The organism is Rhodococcus sp. NPDC003318 (genome assembly GCF_042879035.1).
GTDB lineage: Bacteria > Actinomycetota > Actinomycetes > Mycobacteriales > Mycobacteriaceae > Rhodococcus_G.
In genome coordinates, this window is record NZ_JBIAOU010000046.1 from 1 (window position 1) to 3157 (window position 3157).

Below are 3157 nucleotides of genomic sequence, written 5' to 3' on the forward strand. Positions count from 1 at the left end.
TAAAGCACCCCGAACCTGTTTCGGACAGGAAGGTCGGCTCATTTGTCCTGGTCGTCGCGCCAAGGGCCCGAGGGGGAGAAGCGGTCTGGCGATCCAGCGGGTTGACGGAGCACTGATGACATAGTAATCGATGTAACCGTAGTTGGTATCGGGCGCCGCAGCGAATGGCTCCGGCGTTCTCGCCCGGATCGCCGGTGCGTTGAGCGCCTGCAATCATCCCGTCGTCGCCGCAGACGGCGGCGACGGTGCGAAGAAGTTTGCCGCAACCCGCACCGCGCCGGCAAAAGCGCGCTGTCCGGCAAGGTTCGGCGACGGAACCCCCTCAGGATCCGTCGCCGAGCCCGCCATCACGCCGTGGTGTCGATGACGATCTTCCCGGTGGTTTGCCGCCCCGCTACGCGGGTCAGCGCGAGGGGAGCCGCCTCGAGCGGGTGAATCTCGGAGACGTACGGCTTCATCCCGTTCGCGACCAGGCGCTCGATCTCGATGCGACCCTTCTCCACCGCCTCCGGCAGATGCGTACCGAGCGTTCGGATCTCGAAGCCACGCACGATCGCGCCCTTGAGGAGAACCAGGTTCAGCGGAATCCGCGGAATGTCGCCCTGGGCGAATCCGACCACGACGAAACGTCCGCCCCACGCGATCGCCCGGAAGGCCTGCTCCGAGTAGGCGCCACCAACCGGATCGACCACCACGTCGGCGCCCTTTCCAGTGATCTCCTTGATCCGCGCCTTGAGATCTTCGTTGTCGTAGACGATTGTCTCCACAGCGCCCAGTTCGCGGCACGCCTCGGCGCGTTCGGGAGTGGACACCGCCGCGATCACCTTGGCCCCCAGTCGGGTGGCGACGTCGATGCACGCCGTGCCCACACCGCCGGCCGCGCCGAGGACCACAACCCAGTCCCCGGCCTTCACCTCGCCGAATGTCGTCAGTGAGTGGTATGCGGTCCGGTAGGTGACGTTGAACGCCGCGGCATGGACCATGTCGAGGCCGTCGGGAACCGGGTACAACGCGGAGGCCGGAACTGCGATCTGCTCCGCGAACGCACCGCCGAAGGCACTGCCCATCACCGCGTCACCGGCGGTGAAATTCTCCACGCCCTCGCCGACGGCGAGCACCTTGCCGGCGAATTCGCTTCCTGCAGTGAAGGGAGTCGGCACCGTCACCTGATAACGATCGGCCGCAATGAGCACATCGGGATAGTTGACGGATGCCGCCTCGATACCCACGAGGACCTCGCCGGGACCCGCAACCGGGTCGGGTACCTCTCGGATCACGATCTTGTCCGGATCGCCGTGGACTTCGCATCGTGCTGCACGCATGTTGTGTTCTCCCTTGTCCCAGTGGAGGCTGCTTCGATGACACCCGAAGAAAACCAAGTTGATGAAGTCTTGTTCCGAGGGGTGGCGACGTGAATCGTCACCGGACTCGGTCTGCTACCGGACCATGAGCGATCCGCCGTCAACCGCGAAGATCTGCCCGGTCATGAAGCGTGAGCCCTCACCGGCGAGGAACTCGAGTACCGGAACCAGGTCTTCGACGTCACCGAGCTTGCCACCCAGGGGGATCTGAGTCGACAGCTTCCGGTCGTGCTCCGCCAACTGCTCGGGTGTCATCGACGCCCTGGTCTTCTCGTACATCGGAGTCCAGATCGCCGGAACGATCGAGTTGGCGGTGATCCCGAATTGAGCCCACTCGACCGCGATGGTCCGAGTCCAGCCCAGCACGGCACCCTTGCTTGCTGCATACGCAGCCTTGCCCGGCAGGCCCTTCGCGCCGGCGGCGGAGGCGAAGTTTATGATTCGCCCACCACGCTCCTTCAAGGGTTCCAGCGCCGCCTGGTTGGTGAGGAACGTACCCGTGGCGTTGATCGCCATGGTCCGCTCCCACATCTCCAGGGGCGTCGAACCTGCCGGCGCGCCGGGCGCAATGCCGGCAGCGTTGATCAGTACGTCGAGGCCGCCGAGGGATTTCACGGCCTCGGCGAAGGCCCCGTCGACCGATTCCTTGTCGGCGACATCGCAGCGAACGAATTCGGCACCGGCCGCGCCGGCGATCCGCTCTCCCTCCGACTGCGTGATGTCCAGTGAGACGACCCGCGCGCCGGACGCGCCGAACGCCGTGACCAGGGCCGCACCCATACCGCTGGCACCACCGGTGATGACGACACGCCGATCAGCCAGAGCCTGATTACCCACTGTGTTCTCCATACCTGTTGACGTCGAACGTTTTTCGAGTGACGGACCCGGGTCCAGCGGCGCGCTCGACGGGGGTCGCCCGGTCAGTACAGGCCGCCGTCGACGCGGATCAGCGACGCCGTGGTGTACGTCGATGCCGGGCTGGCCAGGTAGAGCGCCGTCGTGATGATCTCCTCGGGCTGTCCCGGTCGACCGATTGCACTCTGGAACTTCTCCCGTTTCTCCGGCGCCCACGACTTCGCGATGTCGGTGAGGAACGGTCCCGCCGAGATGGTGTTCACGCGCACCTTGGGTCCGTACTCGCGAGCGAACACCCCGGTCAGTGCGTTCAGGCCGGCCTTGGCGCCCGCGTACGGGCCGAAACGGGGTTGGGGGAAGATGGCACCCGACGACGAGATGTTGATGATCGAACCGCCGTCGCCGGCGGCCATCCGCTCGCCGATCAGCGAGGACAGGCGGAACGGGCCCTTGAAGTTGACGCCGACCACCTTGTCGAACAGCTCCTCGCTGGTCTCCGCCGAGGACGGAGCGAGCGGAGACATTCCGGCGTTGTTGACCAGAACATCGACCTTGCCGAACACCTCGTACGCCTTCTCGACGAGCGCGTCGATCTCGTCCCACTTGCCGACGTGGCAACCGACCGCGAGCGCCTTGCGTCCGAGCGACTCGACTTCGCGAGCAACCTCCTCGCACGCATCCGCCTTGCGGCTGGTGATGACGACGTCCGCGCCCGCCTCGGCGAACGCCAGCACCATCTCGCGTCCGAGGCCCCGGCTACCGCCGGTGACGAGGGCTACTTTTCCTTCGAGCGAAAAATGATTGGTCATGAGATTCCGTACTCCTCGAGAGTGGCGGCGTGCTTGGCCTTCGCGGCGGCCAGCCGCGTGGGGATGTGTTCGGTCGGGAACAGGCTGTCGGTCGCCTCGTACTTGGCGAGGACACCGCGGGCGACGGCGACC

3 protein-coding genes are annotated in these 3157 nt (G+C 65.7%); all 3 read right to left on the minus strand.

Annotated features, from left to right (window positions below):
- Positions 1-347: 347 nt before the first annotated feature.
- Complete coding sequence (locus ACFYVR_RS26885) at positions 348-1322, minus strand: NADPH:quinone oxidoreductase family protein (RefSeq protein ID WP_387479433.1); 975 nt, start codon at positions 1320-1322, stop codon at positions 348-350.
- A gap of 114 nt (positions 1323-1436) precedes the next feature.
- On the minus strand, positions 1437-2198 hold the full coding sequence (locus tag ACFYVR_RS26890; protein WP_387479436.1) for an SDR family NAD(P)-dependent oxidoreductase: 762 nt from the start codon (positions 2196-2198) through the stop codon (positions 1437-1439).
- 83 nt (positions 2199-2281) lie between these two features.
- Positions 2282-3025, minus strand: coding sequence for an SDR family NAD(P)-dependent oxidoreductase (locus ACFYVR_RS26895; protein ID WP_387479438.1), 744 nt, complete (start codon positions 3023-3025; stop codon positions 2282-2284).
- Between the last annotated feature and the right edge of the window lie 132 nt (positions 3026-3157).